Here is a 15708-nt window from a genome sequence, read left to right as displayed (position 1 = left end):
CCCCGGTGCCCCGTGGAAGATCACGAGCTGTCCACAGGGTCAGGGGGCGACGCCGGTGACGAGGCGGACGTCGATGTACTGCATCCCGTCGGGGCGCTCCTCGAGGACCCGCTCGTCCTCGCCCGTGCGCAGGTCCGCGACGACGCGCGGCTCGGCCACGCCGAGGCGGCGCAGGACCTGCACCGCGTCGGTGTCCCCGCCGGCCGCCACGAGCACCGGGCGCCCGCCCGCGGCGCGCACGCGCTCGGCCTGGCGCTGCACGGCCGCCGCCAGCGTCGTCCAGTACGCATCGCTGCCCGGCGCCCCGTCGCGGGTGGCGACGACGATCGAGGCCGTCGGCACCCCGCAGCTGCCGCGCAGCAGCTGCGGCCACTCGTTGCGCGAGCGCGGGTCGACCGCGAGGGCCACGTCGCCGGCGGCGAAGCTCGCGCACGCCTGCGCCAGCGCCGCCGGCTCGCCGCGCTCGGTGCGCTGCGCGGCCACCGGCAGCGTGGCCGCCGCGGCGGGCAGCACCAGCAGCAGCGCCCCGACGGCCGCGGTCGCCGCGCGCAGCGGCGGGCGGGCGGGGCCGGCGCGGCGCACGAGGTCGGCCAGGGCAGCCACCGACAGCAGGACCACCGCGGGCAGCACGACGACGACCAGGCGCCGGTCGGCCCACGGGTGGTCGGGGGTGATGCCCGGCCGGTACAGGGTCAGCAGCGTCGAGCCGATCGCCACGACGTAGGGCGCGGTCCAGGCCGGCAGCGGCCCACCGGCCTGCACGGCCGCCACCAGGCGGCGCAGCAGCACGACGGCGGCCGCACCGGCGAGCACGAGGGCCGGCCAGCCCAGGTACCAGGCGGTCCAGGTGAGCGACTGCTCGGCGTAGGTGCGCCCGCCGTCCACGGCCAGGCCCTGCGCGAGCTGCAGCGCGGCGACCAGCTTGCTGCCGGGGTCCTCGGGGTCCTGGCGCACCACCAGCCACAGCGGCCGGCTGGCCAGGACCAGCAGGACCACCGCGAGCGCCGCCGCCAGCACCGTCCCCAGCCGCGGCGAGCGCAGCCGTCCCCAGCGGGCGGGACGGCCCGAGCGCACCAGCCGCAGCACGAGCGCCGAGACCGCGGTGAGCGCCAGCAGACCCGCCACCAGCGGCACCAGCGAGGCGGCGATCGTGCCCAGGTAGGGCCGGGAGGTGACCAGCGCGGCGGCCACGGCCAGCAGCGAGACGGCGCCGGTGGCGGCGGCCAGCGCCCGCGCGGCGGGGTGGCGCAGCGCCAGCAGCAGCGCCGCGACCGGCACCAGGACGGCCACCTCGCGCAGGAAGTCGATGCGCACGAACCCGCACGCGCCCAGCAGCAGCCCCGCGCCGCCGCCGAGGCGGGCCGCGGTGCGCCCGCTCGCGCCCAGCGCGGCGACCAGCACCGACGCGGCGCCGAGCACGACGAGCAGCGCGGGCGGTTCGGAGTAGGTGGAGCGGTGCGCGTGCAGCACCGGCTGGGCCAGGGCCAGGACGGCCGCGGCGAGCGGCGCCCAGCGGGCCCCGACGGTGCGGGCGGCCAGCCCCGCGAAGGCCAGCACCGCGCACGCGCCGACGAGCGCGGGCACGACGAACAGCCCGCTCCAGCCCGCGGCCCACTCCCCCAGCGAGTACAGCGCCGGCGCCCCGGGCAGGAACTGCGGGACGACGACCGCGTCCGCGCCGTCGCCGACCTGGTAGAAGGCCGGCGAGGCGAGGGTGACGTTCGGGTCGGCCAGCGCCGCCGCCCCGCCCAGCGCCGCCACCGAGGGGTCCACGGGCAGCCCGTGGGCGGTGGCGAGCTGGTGGGCGTAGAGGGCCATCGAGCCCGCGTCGCGGCGCAGCACGACGTGCTCGGCGTGGGTGAGGGCGGCCCACAGGCCGCTGCCGACGGCCACCGCCACGCTCAGGGCGGCCGACCAGCCGGGGGCCGCGACGGCGGGCACCGCCCAGGCCAGCCGGCCGGCGAGCGCGGCGACGACGACGCAGACGGGCACCGCGACGGCGGGGGTCCACAGGCCGACGAGCACGAGCGGGACGGCGATCGCGGTGACGGCCGCGACGGCGGCGGCCACGGCGACGGGCACCCGCGTCAGCGCGACCCCGGCCAGGGGGGAGGAGGGGGGCGGCGGTGCGGGCACGGCCGAGGACGCTACCGCCCGCGGCGGACCCGCCCGGCGCGGCGCGTACCGTGACGGGCGTGCCCGCCGGCTCCCCCCGCTCCGTCCCCGCGCTGCTGCAGCGCCTCGTCGCCGACGACCCCACCGCTCCGCGGCTGACGTTCTACGGCGCCTCCTACGAGCGCAGCGGCGAGCGGGTGGAGCTGTCCGCGCGGGTGCTGTCCACCTGGGTGGCCAAGACGGCCAACCTGCTGGAGGAGGAGTTCGAGGTCGGGCCCGGCTCGGTCGTCGCGCTGGACCTGCCCGCGCACTGGCGCACGCTCGTCTTCCAGCTGGCCGCCTGGTCCACGGGCGCGGCCGTCGTCACCGGCGCGGGCGGCCCCGCCGACGTCCTCGTCTCGGCGGACGCGCGGGTGCTGGCGGCGCCCGCGCGCGCCGAGCGGATCGCGGTCTCCCTGGCGCCGCTGGCGACCTCCTTCGGCGCGGAGGTGCCCGACGGCGTCCTCGACTACGCCCGGGTGGTCACCGGCTACGGCGACACCCACGTCCCGCTCGCCGAGCCCGGCCCGGAGGACCCGGCGCTGGCCCTGCCGGGCGGGGCCGGGGGGACGGGCGGGGGGACGGGCGGGGGGACGCTGACCCACGCCGGGCTGCTGGCCGCGGCCGCCGAGGCGGGCGCGGCCTGGCCGGTGGGCGTGCGCCTGCTCACCGACGCCGGCCCGGCCGACGTCGTGCGCGGGCCGCTGGCGGCGTGGGCGCGCACCGGCTCGCTCGTGCTCACCCCCGACCTGGCCGGCCTGCCCGGCGGGGCCACCGGGCGGATCGCCGCGCAGGAGCGGACGAGCGCCGTGCTGGCCGTGCAGCCCCCCGGGCGGTGAGCCGCGCCGGCGCGGGAGCCCGCGCCGCGCACGCGGCGCTGCTGGCCGCCGCGACGGTCCTCGCCTCGCTGCTGCTGGGCCGGCTCGGCCTGCCCTCCCCCAGCCTGTTCGCCGGGCTGGCCGTCGGCCTGGTGGACGCGCTCGCCGCGCCCCGCCCGCTGGCGCTGCCGGAGCGGGCGGGCACCGCGGCGCAGGCCGTCGTCGGCGTCACCATCGGCACCCTCGTGCAGCTGTCGACGCTGGCCGCGCTCGGCGAGCACTGGCTGCCGGTGCTGGCGGTGACGGTCGGCACGCTGCTGCTCAGCCTCGGCACGGGCGCCCTGCTGGGCCGCCACCGCGACGTCGACGCGGTGACCGGGGCGTTCGCGCTCGTCGCCGGCGGCGCCAGCGGCCTGGTCGTCATCGCCCGCCAGCTGGGCGCGGACGAGCGCGTCGTGGCGGTCGTGCAGTACGTGCGGGTGCTGCTGGTGGTGCTCTCGCTGCCGCTGGTGCTGCAGCTCGTCTTCGGGGTGCACGCCGACGGCCCCGCGGCCGCGGGCGCGGCGGGCCCGGTGTGGGCGGGGCTGGCGCTGACCGCCGCGTGCGCGGCGGCCGGGCCGTGGCTGGGCCGGCGAGCGCACCTGCCGGCCGCCTCGCTGCTGGGACCGCTGCTGCTGGCGGCCGCCGCCTCGCTGGGCGGGCTGACCGGGGGCGCCGGCGTGCCGGCCCCGGTGCAGGAGGTGGCCTACGCCCTCGTCGGGCTGCAGGTCGGCCTGCGCTTCACCCCGCGCAGCCTGGTGGCCGTGGCCCGGGTGCTGCCCGCCGCGCTCGCGCTCATCGTCGTCGGCGTCCTCGGCAGCGCCGGGCTGGGCGTGCTGCTGTCCGCGGTCACCGGCCTGCCCGCGCTGGACACCTACCTGGCCACCACCCCCGGCGGGCTGTACGCGGTGCTGGCCGCCGCCGTCGGCGCGGGCGCGGACGCCACGTTCGTGCTGAGCGTGCAGGTGCTGCGCCTGCTCGTGATGCTGCTGGCCGCGCCCGCCCTGGCGACGCTGCTCGCGGGACGCGGCCGGGCGGCGGGCGGTTGAGGAGGACCTCCGCGAGCCCCGAGCCCGCGGCCGCCGCGCCTCAGCCCTCCCGCGGTGCCGCCGCGGCGAGCCGGCCGTCGCCGGTGACGGTCAGCGGGTGCTCGGCGGCGGCGGCGAAGGCGCTCTGCCCGCGCTCCAGGACGAGCTCGCCGCGCGCGGAGGCGACGCGCACCGAGCCGTCCAGGCACAGCAGGGTGCGCGGGAGCGCCGCGGTCCAGGTGGTCGCCGCGCCCGGGCGCACCCGCAGCACGGTGAGCGCGAAGTCGTCGACGTCGGCGGGCGCGAAGACCTGCTCGTCGGCGGAGACGCGCCGCGGTGCGAGTAGCGGCGGCGGCAGGACGCGGAAGTCCAGCACCCGCAGCAGCTCGTCGACGTCGACGTGCTTGGGCGTCAGGCCGCCGCGCAGCACGTTGTCGGAGCTGGCCATGAGCTCCACGCCGGTGCCCTCCAGGTAGGCGTGCACGTTGCCGGCGGGCAGGTACAGCGCCTCGCCGGGCTGCAGCCGCACCTGGTTGAGCAGCGTGGAGACCAGCACCCCCGGGTCGCCCGGGTGGTGCCCGGCGAGGTCCACGACGCACCGGGCGGAGAGGTCGTCGACGTCCTCGCAGGCGGTCGCGACGGCCTCCACGAGCGGGGAGACGGCCTCGGCGGGGGCGGTGAGCAGCCGCCGGGTGGCCGCGCGCAGGGCCTGCTCCTCGTCCGCGCCGCGCAGCTCGGCCAGCAGGGCCTCCAGCAGGTCGGCGCAGTCCGGCGGCAGCTCCTGCAGCTGCAGGCCGGCCAGCAGCTCGGCGGCGGCGGCGGGGGCGCGGAAGCCGGCCATCGCGGCGAACGGCTCCAGCGCGTACAGCAGCTCCGGCTTGTGCTCGGCGTCCTTGTAGAGCCGGTGCGGGGCGTCGTGCGCGACGCCCGCGGCCTCCTCCTCGGCGAACCGGCGCGCCGCCGTCTCCCGGTCGGGGTGCGCCTGCAGCGACAGCGGCGCCGCGGCGGCCAGGACCTTCAGCAGGAAGCCCAGCCGCTCGCCGCGGCCGCCGAGGAGGTCCTCCGGGTCGGCGGCGATGCGCTCGTCGAGCGGGACGCCCTCGGCGTCGGAGGGGGCCGAGGGGTGGGCGCCGATCCACAGCTCGGCCTGCGGCGAGCCGTCGGGCTCGACGCCGAGCAGCTGCGGGATGGCGCTCGTGGAACCCCACGCGTAGGGCTGGACGGTGTTCGTCAGGCGCAGCACCCGGCCGAGGCTACGGGCTGGCCGCCCGGCGGGCGGGGATTCCGCCCGGGTGATCACCCGCGCTGGCTACAGTCGCTGCCATGAGCGTTCTCGTCACCGGCGGTGCCGGATACATCGGGTCCCACGTGGTGCGGCTGCTGCAGGAGCGCGGCGAGGAGGTCGTCGTCGTCGACGACCTGTCCAACGGCCGCACCCAGCGCGTCGGGGACGCGCGGGTGCTGCAGCTGGACCTGGCCACCGACGCGGCGCACCCGGCGCTGGTGTCCGCCTTCGCCGAGCACGGCGTCGAGGCCGTCGTCCACTTCGCCGCCCGCAAGCAGGTCGGGGAGTCGGTGCAGCAGCCGGCGCGGTACTGGTCGCAGAACGTCGGCGGCACGGCGAACCTGCTGCAGGCGATGGCCGACGGCGGCGTCGGCAAGCTCGTCTTCTCCTCCTCGGCGGCCACCTACGGCGCGCCCGCGACCGACGTGGTGCGCGAGGACGGCCCCGCCGAGCCCATCAACCCCTACGGGCAGACCAAGCTCGTCGGCGAGTGGATGGCCCGCGCGGCCGGTGTCGCCTGGGGGCTGCGCTCGGCGAGCCTGCGCTACTTCAACGTGGCCGGCGCCGGCTGGGACGACCTCGGCGACACCGCCGTGATGAACCTCATCCCCATCGTCTTCGAGGCCCTGGACGCCGGGCGGGCGCCCGTCGTCTTCGGCGGCGACTACCCGACGCCGGACGGCTCGGCGATCCGCGACTACGTCCACGTCCTCGACCTGGCGCAGGCGCACCTGGCGGCGCTGGACCACCTGGCCGCCGACGAGCGCCCGCACGACGTCTTCAACGTCGGCTCCGGCAGCGGCTCCTCGGTGCTGGAGGTGCTCGCCGTGGTCCGCGAGGTGACCGGCGTCGACGTCGAGCCGGAGGTGCGCGAGCGCCGCGCGGGCGACCCGCCGCGGCTGGTGGCCGACGTCTCGCGCATCTCCGAGACGCTCGGCTGGTCCACGACCAAGGACCTGCGCGACATCGTCGACAGCGCCTGGCGGGCGCGGAAGGCCTGAGCACCGCGGGCGCTCAGCGCGGCAGCAGCAGGCTGAGCCCCAGCAGCACCGGCACGAGCAGGACCGTCGTGACGAGCACGGTGTCGCGCGCGAGGTCGCGCGCGACGCCGTAGCGCACGGCGAAGGTGAAGACGTTCTGCGCGGTCGGCAGCGCGGCGACCACGGTCGCCGCGAAGACGGCCGCGTCGTCGAGGCCGACGACGAAGCGGGCCGCGCAGTACGTGGCCGCGGGCTGCACGAACGCCTTCAGGGCGCTGGCCAGCAGCACCTCCGGCCGCCGCCAGCCGGCCAGGCTGCGCCCGTGCAGGGACATCCCGAACGCCACGAGGGCGCCGGGGATCGCCAGCCCGGCGAGCAGGTCCAGCGGCTGGGCCAGCGCCGTCGGCAGCGTCCACCCCGTCGCCGACAGCAGCACGCCGACCGCGCTGCCGACGAGGACCGGGTTGGCCAGCGGTGCCAGCAGCCGCCGCAGCGAGCGCCCGCCCTCCGCGCCGTGCCGGCTGACGTCGAGGACGCCCAGGGCCACCGGGCCGAGCACGACCATCTGCAGCAGCATCGCCGGCAGCACCGCGGTGACGTCGTCGAGCACGTACGCCGCCACCGGCAGCCCGATGTTCGCGGCGTTGACGAAGGAGGAGGCCAGCGAGCCGATGACGAGGTCGTCGCGGCCCAGGCGCAGGCGCCAGCGGGCCAGCACCAGCCACAGCAGCACGCAGACCGCGACACCGCTCGCGCTCACCAGCAGCTGCGCGGACAGCAGCACGTGCACGTCCGCCTCGGCCAGGGTCTGCACGAGCAGCGCCGGGGAGCCGACGAAGAAGACCAGCCGGGAGACGACGACCTGCCCCGTGGGCCCGAGGACCCCCGTGCGCCCCAGCACCCAGCCGACCGCGACGAGGCTGGCGACGACGACGAAGCCGGTGAGGACCCCGCTCACGCGGCGGGGCGGTGGGGTCGGCGCACCCCTGGGAGGGTAGCGACGCCCCGGCAGGTCACCGTCGGGTCACGATCGGCGGGCGGCCGTGCTCGCGCGGTCCGGCGGCCCCGCGGGCCGTTGCTAGGGTCGAGCACCGTGATCGACGCGCTCGGCAACCCCCGTTCGGTCCTGCTGCTCGGCGGGACCTCCGACATCGGCCTGGCGGTGGTGGAGCGGCTGAGCCCGGAGCGCTCGCTGGAGGTCACGCTCGCCGCGCGGCCCGGTGCGCGCCGCGACGCCGCCGCGGACCGGCTGCACCGGCGCGGGCACCGGGTGCGCACCGTCGACTTCGAGGCCACCGACCTGGACGCGCACGGGCGCGTGGTCGAGGAGGCCTTCGCCGCGGGCGACGTCGACATCACCGTGCTGGCCTTCGGCGTCCTCGGCGACAACGAGGTCTCCTGGCAGGACGCCGGCGAGGCGGTGCGGGTGGCCACGGTCAACTACACCGCGGCCGTCAGCGTGGGCGTGCACCTGGCGCAGCGCCTGAAGGAGCAGGGCCACGGCGTGCTGGTGGCGCTGTCCAGCGTCGCGGGCGAGCGCGCCCGCCGCTCCAACTTCGTCTACGGCTCCTCCAAGGCGGGCTTCGACGCCTTCTTCACGGGGCTGCGCGAGGCGCTGCGCCCGTTCGGGCCCCGCGTCGTCGTCGTGCGCCCCGGCTTCGTCACGACCAAGATGACCGAGGGGCTGCAGGCGGCCCCGCTGTCCGTGACCGCCGAGCAGGTCGCAGAGGTGACCGTGGACGCCGTCCGCACCGGCAAGGAGACCGTCTGGGCCCCCCAGCCCATGCGGTGGGTGATGTCCGCGCTGCGCCACGTCCCGGCACCGGTGTTCCGCAAGCTGCCCCTCTGAGACGTGACGAGCGAGGTCTCCCTGTCGAGCACCCACACCCGGCCCCCGGCGGCCGGCGGCACCGTCCCGGGGGCGCGACGAGCGCCCTCGGCGGGTGAGGCGCCGCGCGTGGTGCGCCCGCGCCGGCTGCCCGACGTCCTCGTCGGCCTGGCGGCGGTGGCCGCCGCCCTGGTGGTCTTCTCCTGGCGGCTGAGCACCCCGAGCCCCTGGCGCGACGAGGCCGTCACGATCGCCGTCGCCAACCGCAGCGCCGAGGACGTCTGGCGCCTGGTGCAGCACGTCGACCTCGTGCACGCGCCGTTCTACTTCCTCGTGCACGCCCTCTTCGGCGGGTCCGCGGACGTCGGTGACGCCCGCTGGATCTCGGTGGTGGCGGCCGCGCTGACCGCTCCGCTGCTGTTCGGGCTGGGGCGGCGGCTGGCGGCGCCGGCGGTGGGCCCGGGCACGGCACGGCTGACGGGGGCCACGGCCGCGGCGCTGTTCGTGGCGATGCCCTTCGTCAGCCGCTACGCGCAGGAGGCGCGCCCCTACGCGATCGCGACGCTGCTGGCCACGGCCTCCACGTACCTGCTCGTGCGCGCCGGCACCGGGCACCGACGGGTCCCGTGGGCGGCCTACGCGCTGACGCTGCCGCTGCTGGTCGCCTTCAACACCGTCGCCGCGCTCGTGCTCGTCGCGCACGCGGGCTGGCTGCTGACGGCGCCGGCGCGGGTGCTCCGGCGGGGTGCGGCGGCGGCCGCCGCGGGGCTCGCGGCGGCGCTGCCGCTGGTGCTGGCCCAGAGCCGGCAGAGCGAGCAGGTCGCCTTCCTGCAGCGGCCCGCGCTCGCCGAGCTGGGCTCGCACGTCCTCTTCGCCCTCGGCTCCTCGGTGGTCGCGCTCGTGGTGGCCGCGCTCGCGGTGGCGCTGGCGCTGTGGCGGGCCCGCGCCCGCCGGCTGCTGCTCGTGGGGCTGCTGTGGGGCGTGCTGCCGTGGCCGCTGCTGTGGGCGCTGTCGCAGCTGAAGCCGTTCTGGACCACCCGCTACCTCGTCTTCGTCGCCCCGGGCACCTGCCTGCTGCTGGCGGCCGTGGTGACGCTCGCGCTGACCCGGCGCCACCGCGCGGCGGTGGCGGGCGCGACCGCCGCCCTGCTGGTGGCCGGGCTGGCGGTGACGGGCCTGCACATGCAGTTCGTCTTCCGCGACCCGCAGATCGGGCACGCGGAGGACCTGCGCGGCACCGCCCGCTACGTGGCCGAGCACGCCCGCCCCGGTGACGGGCTGCTCTTCGTGCCCGACGGGGAGTACCGCTACCGGGTGCTGACCCAGCTGTACCCGCAGGCGTTCGCGGCGCTGGACGACATCGCGCTGGCCGAGCCGGCCGCCGCCTCGGCGACCCTGGTCGGCCAGACGCTGCCGGCGGACCGGCTGGCGCAGGCGGTGCAGGGGGTGCGGCGCATCTGGGTCGTCGGCGGCACGGGCCGGGTGGTCACGGCCACCGCCGCCGACCGGGAGACCGTGCGGCTGCTGGACGCGGGCTACCAGCTGGTCTCCACCGAGGAGCGGCGGGCCTTCAGCGTGCGGCTGTACGTCGCGAGGTGACCGTCCTCCCCACCGGCCTCGCGCGCCCCACCATTTACAGCTGAGGCGTGATCACCTACGTTCCGTCACGACCCCGACGGACGGAGTGCTCCCGCATGGCCTCGACCCTCCCCTCGCCGCGCCCGTCCCCACCGGACCCGCACGCCCAGGACCCGCACGCACCGCGCCTGAGCAGGCGCGCGGCCCTGGCCGGCGCGGGCGGCGCGCTCGCGGTGCTGGCCGTGCCCGCGCCCGCCACCGCCGCGGCCGGTGCGGCGGGCTCGACCCGCTCGCTGGCGCTGGGCGGGCGGGCGCTCGCCGCGCACGCCGCGGACGCTGCGCACGCCGGCGCGACCCGCGTGGTGGCGGTCCCCGTCGACGGCGGCAGCATGCTGGGCGTCGTCTTCCCCCGCGGCACCTCGGCGAGCTCGGTGGGCGTGCGGGTGCGCCGCGCGGGCGGGCAGCCCGGTCCCTGGCTGGAGCTGCCCCTGGGCGACGGCGCCCCCGACCCCGACCGCGACGAGCCGGAGCCCACGGCCTCGGACCCGGTGTGGACCGGTGAGCTCGGGCCGGGCGCGACGGTGGAGCTGCGGCTGCCGGCCGCCGACGTCGGCCACGCCCGCCTGGAGGTCGTCGACCCCGGCGCGGGACCGGCGGCGCCACCGGCCCCGCGCGGTGCGGCGGCGCTGCAGAAGCGGACGGCGCTCGCGGGCGCCGCGGCCGGCGGGGCCTCCGCCGCCGGCGGCGAGGTCCTGGCCGGCGCCGCGCGGGTGGCCCGGCCCCGGATCCGCTCGCGCGCCGAGTGGGGCGCCGACGAGTCGCTGCGGCGCACCGACCCCGACGTGGGCGCCACGATCAGGGCGGCGATCGTGCACCACACCGCCGACGGCGGCAGCTACTCGCAGGCCGAGGTCCCCTCCGTCATCCGCGGCATGCACCGCTACCACACGGTCTCGCTGGGCTGGAACGACCTCGGCTACAACGTCGTCGTCGACCGCTTCGGCGGCATCTGGGAGGGCCGCGCCGGCGGCGTGGCCCAGCCCGTGGTCGGCGCCCACGCCGGGGGCTTCAACACCGACACCCTGGGGGTGTCGATGATGGGCGACTTCACCGACGACTCGCCCAGCGAGGCGTGCCTGCAGGCCGTCGCCGAGGTCATCGCGTGGAAGTTCGCCCTGCACGGCGTCGAGGCGGACGGGTCGGTCGAGCTGACCTGCGCCGGCGGCGGCACGGCGCGCTACGGCGCCGGCGAGACGGCCGTGGTGCGCACCATCAGCGGCCACCGCGACGTCGGCTTCACCGCCTGCCCCGGCGACGTCGGCTACACGCACCTGGACGACGTGCGCTCCCGGGTGGCCGCGCTGCTGGGCGCCGGCGGGGGCACCGCCGCGGCCGGCCCGGCCGCCTCGGCCGTCGAGGCCAAGCACGCCGCGGTCGGCGGTGCGGCGCTGCTGGGCGCCCCCACGAGCGCGGAGGGCGACGCGCTGCACGGCGGCCGCTTCCGCCACTACGAGCGCGGCTCGATCTACTGGCACCCCGCCACCGGCGCGGTGCTCGTGCGCGGCACGCACGCCCCGAAGTACGCCTCGCTGGGCTGGGAGCGCTCCGCGCTGGGCTTCCCGACGGCGGACACCACCGACTTCCCCGGCGGCACGGGCAGCGCCACCCACTTCCAGGGCGGCTCGATCTACCGCCGCGCCGGGGGGCGGCCGCACGCGGTGCTCGGCGCCATCCGCGCCACCTGGGCCTCGATGGGCTGGGAGACCTCCGCGCTGGGCTACCCCACGAGCGACGAGCACGACGTGCCCGGCGGGCGGGCCTCGGACTTCGAGGGCGGTCAGCTGCGCTGGAACCGCAGCACCGGCGCCGTCCGCCTCGTGCGCTGAGTCCCCCTCCCCTCCCCGCGGTGATCTTCCACGGTGCGGTGATCTTCCACGGTGCGGTGATCTTCCACGGTGCGGTGATCTTCCACGGTACGGTGATCTTCCACGGTGCACCGTGGAAGATCTCCGCGGGAGGGGCAGCTCCTTGATCGCGGCGGGGCGGGGGCCTAGCGTCGGGGCGTGCCCACCGCCGCGCCGCGCCTCGGACTCGTCTTCCGCCCCCAGCAGCCGCCCGAGCGGCTGCGCGCGACGGCGGTGGCCGCCGAGGAGGCGGGGCTGGACGAGCTGTGGCTGTGGGAGGACTGCTTCGCCGAGGGCGGGCTGACGACGGCCGCGATCGCCCTCACCGCCACGCAGCGGATCCACGTCGGGATCGGCCTGCTGCCCGTGCCGCTGCGCAACCCGGCGCTGACGGCCATGGAGGTCGCCGTGCTGGCGCGCACCTCCCCCGGCCGCTTCCTGCCCGGCGTCGGGCACGGCGTGCTCGACTGGATGGGGCAGGTGGGCGCGCGGGCGGCCTCGCCGCTGACGCTGCTGCGCGAGCACCTGCAGGTGCTGCGCCCGCTGCTGCGCGGGGAGGAGGTCAGCACCGACGGCCGCTACGTGCACCTGGACGGCGTGCGGCTGGCGTGGCCGCCGCAGCAGGTGCCGCCGCTGCTGGTGGGCGCCCGCGGGCCGAAGACGCTCGCGCTGGCCGGCCGGCTGGGCGACGGGGTGATCCTGGACTGCGCGCCGGACGCGGCCGGGGTGCGCGCGGCGCTGGAGGCGGCGCAGGCCCCCGAGGGCTTCGGCGTGGTCGCCTTCGTGCCCGCGGCCACCGGCCCGCACGCGCGGGAGCGGCTGGAGGCCGAGGTCTTCCTCTACGGCGAGGACGGCCCGGGGGCGCTGGCCGTCGGCTCGGTGGAGCAGGTCGCCGACCTCGTCGGCGGGCTCGCGGCGGCCGGGGCGACGAGCGTGGTGCTGCAGCCGGCCGGCGACGGCGAGGACGCGCAGGAGGTCCTGGAGCTGGCGGCGGCGGTGCGCTCCGCCCTGGCCTGAGCACGGCCCGAGCACCGGCCGGGGCAGGGCCCGCGCACGGGCCGGGCTCCCGCCTGAGCCTTCGTCACCCGGTCGGCTCAAGCTTCCTTGATCCTCGGTCGAACGCTTCGGCGTGTCCGTCTCCACACCTCCTCCCGTCACCCGCCGCCCCCGCGGCACGGCTCCGGCCACGACCCTCAAGCGCGACGACGCGGCGACCCAGCTGCACCTGCTGCGCCGCGCCACCTGGGGTCCCACGCCGGCGGCGGTCGCGGAGATCGCCTCGATCGGCACCACCGCGTGGCTGGACCGCCAGCTGAACCCGGGCGGCATCGACGACGCCGCGATGGACGCCTTCGTCGCCCGGATGCCGTTCTACGGGCGCAGCCCGCAGTCGCTGCGGTCGGTGCCGTACGAGCAGGTGCAGTGGGAGCCGATGTTCGAGACCGGCCGGCTGGCGCTGGCCCGGCAGGTCTGGTCGCGCCGCCAGCTGCTCGAGGTCGTCGTCGACGTGTGGAACAACCTGCTGCACGTCACCTGCCCCAGCTCCGACGTCTGGGACAGCCGGGCCGACTACGACCGCACCGTGGTCCGCCGGCACGCCCTGGGCAGCTTCCCGGAGATGCTCGTCGCCTCCGCCAAGCACCAGGCGATGCTGGCCTACCTCGACAACGCCAGCTCGACCGCTGCGCAGCCGAACGAGAACTACGGCCGCGAGCTGCTGGAGCTGCACACCGTGGGCGTCGAGGCCGGCTACAGCGAGGCGGACGTGAAGGACTGCGCGCGCCTGCTCACCGGGCTGACGGTGACCCCCGACGGGTCGGCGGTCTTCGACCCGGGCCGCCACGACGGCGGCGCGCGCACGGTCTACGGCTTCTCCGTGCCCGCGCACGCCCCGCACGAGGGGCTGCGCTGGATCGAGGCGTTCCTGCGCTGGCTGGCGGTGCACCCGGTGACCGCGCGGCGCGTGTGCGCCCGGCTGGCGACGCGGTTCGTCTCCGACGCACCGCCCGCCGCCCTGGTGGACCGGATGGCCGGGACCTGGACCGCGACGGGCGGGCAGATCACGCCCGTGCTGCGGGTGCTGTTCGACTCGGCGGAGTTCTGGGCGTCGGCCGGCCAGAAGGTCCGCACCCCGCAGGAGGACTTCGTGGCCACGCTGCGCGCGCTGGGCACCGGCATGGAGCCCAGCGGCACGTCCGGGATCGTCAAGCTCTACTGGCACACCCTGGACTCCGGGCACGCGTCGATGTCGTGGGGGGCGCCCAACGGCGCGCCCGACGTCGCCGCGGCGTGGGCCTCCCCGAGCGGGACGCTCGCCCGCTGGAACCGGCACATGGACTTCGCCGCCGGCTGGTACCCGCCGGAGCTGCGGTTCACCGCCGCCACCGACCTGCTGCCGTCCATCCCCTCCACGTGGGGCGCGCTGGTGGACGCCCTCGCGCTGCGGCTCGTCGGCTCCCCGCTCAGCGCCGCCGAGCGCGAGGCGCTGCTGATGTACGCGAACCGCTCCGCGGGTGCGCCGTGCTCGGCCTCGGACCCGTGGATCCGCAACAACCTGCGCTACCTGGTGGCGCTCCTGCTCGACACCCCGTCCTTCACGATCCGCTGAGAGAGGTCCGCGTGACGAACCCCGGAACGAACCCCTCGGACCCCCGCTGCGGCTGCGACGAGGGCTCGAAGCTGCTGTCGCGGCGCTCGGTCCTGCGCGCGGCGCTGGCCGCCGCGGCCGCCGGCGCGACCTCCTACGCCGTCGGCGACGTCTCGACGCAGGTCTCCTTCGCGGGGACCGGCTGGAACGGCGAGACCCTCGTCGTGCTGAGCCTGCACGGCGGCTTCGACGGCCTGTCGGCGGTCGTGCCGGCCGCCGACGGCGCCTACTACGCGGCCCGCCCGAACATCGCGGTGCCGCGCTCGACGCTGCTGGGGCTGGACCAGACCTTCGGCCTGCACCCGGCGATGGCCCCGTTGATGCCGCTGTGGCGCAACGGCACCTTCGGCGTCGTGCACGCGGTCGGCCAGGCCGACCCGACGCGCTCGCACTTCGCGGCGATGGAGCGCATGGAGCTGGCCGCTCCGGGCACCTCGGTGCGCACCGGCTGGATCGACCGGACCATCGGCTCGCTGGGCACCGGGTCGGTGCTCAACGGGGTGGGCATCGGCACCTCGCAGCCGATGGCGTTCTCCGGTCCCGCCACGGAGACGACGATGTCCTCGCTGGAGGGCTTCTCGCTCATCGGCCCCGGTGACGACCGGGCGAAGTGGCACGCCGTGCTGCGCCGCATGCACACCGGCGCCCGCCCGGAGGTCGCGCAGCCGGCGGGCACGCTGCTGACGGCGATGGAGGACGTGGCCCGGCTCAGCGGCACGGCGACCGGCCCGGCGGGTGGCGCGGTCTACCCCGCCACCGACCTCGGCAGGGCGCTGCGGCAGGCGGCGGTGCTGAAGAAGTCGGGCGCACCGGTGCAGGTGATCGCCCTGGACTACGGCGACTGGGACATGCACGCGGGCCTGGGCCGCGCCGACGGCGGCTGGATGCGCGACAAGCTCACCGAGCTGTCGAACGCGCTGGCGGCCTTCGCGACCGACCTGGGCGCCTCCTTCGCCTCCACGACGCTGGTGACGCTCTCGGAGTTCGGCCGCCGGGTGGCGGAGAACGCCTCGGGCGGCCTGGACCACGGGCACGGCAACGCCGTGCTGCTGCTGGGCGGCGGGGTCGTCGGCGGCCGGGTGCACGGCGCCTGGCCGGGCCTGGCGCCGGAGCGCCTCGTGGACGGCGACCTGGCCGGCACGACGGACTACCGCTCGATCATCGGCGAGGTGCTGCAGAAGCGGTGCGGGGCCGGGTCGCTGTCCTCGATCTTCCCCGGCTTCGGCGGTGGCCACCTGGGCGTGGTCCGTCCGCGCTGACGACTACGCACAGTCACCAGCGCGGGGCTGAGAACCGCCTGGACGCCTGCTGACGACGCCCTCCGAGCCCGCTGCGGGTTCGGGGGGCGTCGTCGTCCCGGGGCTCCGCAACAGCTCGACGATCACGGGATCGGGCGCGCTGCAGCCCCGTCAGACGGACAGTTGTGACTTAGAGTGCACGAGTGACC

Annotated in this window: 13 protein-coding genes; 10 read left to right on the top strand and 3 right to left on the bottom strand. The window is 77.4% G+C overall.

All coding sequences use genetic code 11. The features are described from left to right. Window positions 1-39: 39 nt before the first annotated feature. Window positions 40-2136, bottom strand: a complete 2097-nt coding sequence (locus tag ACRYM2_RS11815; RefSeq protein ID WP_432522579.1) for a hypothetical protein — start codon at window positions 2134-2136, stop codon at window positions 40-42. A 59-nt stretch (window positions 2137-2195) separates the two neighbouring features. Between ACRYM2_RS11815 and ACRYM2_RS11810 the strand changes: the two genes are divergently transcribed. Next, window positions 2196-2993, top strand: a complete 798-nt coding sequence (locus tag ACRYM2_RS11810) for a TIGR03089 family protein (protein ID WP_432522578.1) — start codon at window positions 2196-2198, stop codon at window positions 2991-2993. Beyond that, window positions 2990-4060 (top strand): AbrB family transcriptional regulator, encoded by a 1071-nt coding sequence (locus ACRYM2_RS11805; protein ID WP_432522577.1) that lies wholly within the window; start codon window positions 2990-2992, stop codon window positions 4058-4060. Before ACRYM2_RS11810 ends, ACRYM2_RS11805 begins: the two co-directional genes overlap by 4 nt. Window positions 4061-4100: 40 nt before the next feature. Here ACRYM2_RS11805 and manA read toward each other — a convergent pair whose 3' ends face one another. After that, window positions 4101-5282, bottom strand: a complete 1182-nt coding sequence (manA, locus tag ACRYM2_RS11800) for a mannose-6-phosphate isomerase, class I (RefSeq protein ID WP_432522576.1) — start codon at window positions 5280-5282, stop codon at window positions 4101-4103. Window positions 5283-5362: 80 nt separating this feature from the next. Between manA and galE the strand changes: the two genes are divergently transcribed. After that, window positions 5363-6325 carry a UDP-glucose 4-epimerase GalE gene (gene galE, locus ACRYM2_RS11795; protein WP_432522575.1) on the top strand — a complete coding sequence of 321 codons (963 nt, stop codon included), beginning with the start codon at window positions 5363-5365 and terminating at the stop codon, window positions 6323-6325. Between the two features lie 13 nt (window positions 6326-6338). Here galE and ACRYM2_RS11790 read toward each other — a convergent pair whose 3' ends face one another. After that, window positions 6339-7262 carry an AEC family transporter gene (locus tag ACRYM2_RS11790; RefSeq protein ID WP_432522574.1) on the bottom strand — a complete coding sequence of 308 codons (924 nt, stop codon included), beginning with the start codon at window positions 7260-7262 and terminating at the stop codon, window positions 6339-6341. Window positions 7263-7397: 135 nt separating this feature from the next. On the opposite strand from ACRYM2_RS11790, the gene dprE2 reads away from it, so the two are divergent. The 7 genes from dprE2 to ACRYM2_RS11755 all read left to right on the top strand — a co-directional run bounded on the left by dprE2 (window position 7398) and on the right by ACRYM2_RS11755 (window position 15520). Next, window positions 7398-8153, top strand: coding sequence for a decaprenylphospho-beta-D-erythro-pentofuranosid-2-ulose 2-reductase (gene dprE2 / locus ACRYM2_RS11785; RefSeq protein WP_432522573.1), 756 nt, complete (start codon window positions 7398-7400; stop codon window positions 8151-8153). Window positions 8154-8156: 3 nt separating this feature from the next. Further along, window positions 8157-9731, top strand: a complete 1575-nt coding sequence (locus ACRYM2_RS11780) for a glycosyltransferase family 39 protein (protein WP_432522572.1) — start codon at window positions 8157-8159, stop codon at window positions 9729-9731. A gap of 95 nt (window positions 9732-9826) precedes the next feature. Next, entirely contained in the window at window positions 9827-11596 is a 1770-nt protein-coding gene (locus tag ACRYM2_RS11775) for an N-acetylmuramoyl-L-alanine amidase (protein WP_432522571.1), read from the top strand. Between the two features lie 20 nt (window positions 11597-11616). Continuing rightward, window positions 11617-11742: a hypothetical protein gene (locus ACRYM2_RS11770; protein ID WP_432522570.1), complete on the top strand. Its 126-nt coding sequence runs from the start codon at window positions 11617-11619 to the stop codon at window positions 11740-11742. A 31-nt stretch (window positions 11743-11773) separates the two neighbouring features. Beyond that, window positions 11774-12631 (top strand): LLM class flavin-dependent oxidoreductase, encoded by an 858-nt coding sequence (locus ACRYM2_RS11765; protein WP_432522569.1) that lies wholly within the window; start codon window positions 11774-11776, stop codon window positions 12629-12631. Window positions 12632-12743: 112 nt separating this feature from the next. Beyond that, window positions 12744-14222, top strand: a complete 1479-nt coding sequence (locus tag ACRYM2_RS11760; protein WP_432522568.1) for a DUF1800 domain-containing protein — start codon at window positions 12744-12746, stop codon at window positions 14220-14222. 11 nt (window positions 14223-14233) lie between these two features. Beyond that, window positions 14234-15520 (top strand): DUF1501 domain-containing protein, encoded by a 1287-nt coding sequence (locus tag ACRYM2_RS11755; RefSeq protein ID WP_432522567.1) that lies wholly within the window; start codon window positions 14234-14236, stop codon window positions 15518-15520. Window positions 15521-15708 lie beyond the last annotated feature (188 nt).

This window comes from Kineococcus aridisoli, assembly GCF_050871885.1.
GTDB lineage: Bacteria > Actinomycetota > Actinomycetes > Actinomycetales > Kineococcaceae > Kineococcus.
The sequence above is the reverse complement of the archived record's forward strand: the minus strand, read 5'-3'. Positions and strand labels throughout refer to the sequence as shown.

What these genes read in the sequence shown, in the direction of transcription:
- galE (WP_432522575.1), top strand. Translation starts at nt 5,363, where the DNA reads ATGAGCGTTCTCGTCACCGGCGGTGCCGGATACATCGGGTCCCACGTG.
- ACRYM2_RS11775 (WP_432522571.1), top strand. Translation starts at nt 9,827, where the DNA reads ATGGCCTCGACCCTCCCCTCGCCGCGCCCGTCCCCACCGGACCCGCAC.